We start from the raw sequence: 419 nt of genomic DNA, 5'->3' as shown, positions 1-419 counted from the left end.
GAGTACCTCTTTAAAGAGGGAGTCATGGTGGCCAAAAAAGACTATCATGCACCGAAGCATACTGAACTAGAGAAGATTCCTAACCTCCAAGTTATCAAAGCTATGCAATCACTCAAGTCCAGAGGTTATGTCAAAGAACAGTTTGCCTGGAGGCACTTTTACTGGTACCTAACCAATGAGGGTATTGAATACTTGAGAATATTCTTGCACCTTCCTCCTGAAATTGTGCCTGCAACACTTAAGCGCTCAGTACGTACAGAGACAGTACGCCGTGGCCCTGTTGGTCGTCCTGATGCCCCAGCCCGCTCTGCTGAGGACAGATCTGCATACAGACGTACTCCTGCTGCCCCTGGTGTTGCACCTCATGATAAAAAGGCTGATGTTGGTCCAGGCTCAGCTGATCTTGAATTTAAGGGAGG

General features: G+C 47.7%; 1 protein-coding gene. It reads left to right on the top strand.

All coding sequences use genetic code 11. From position 1 onward, the window contains the following. On the top strand, window positions 1-419 hold a 419-nt coding region (locus tag F0L68_RS45865; protein WP_149855411.1), incomplete at both ends, for an eS10 family ribosomal protein.

It is taken from the genome of Solihabitans fulvus, assembly GCF_008386585.1.
Taxonomy (GTDB): Bacteria; Actinomycetota; Actinomycetes; order Mycobacteriales; family Pseudonocardiaceae; genus Solihabitans; species Solihabitans fulvus.
This window is presented reverse-complemented; position numbering and strand designations above follow the sequence as displayed.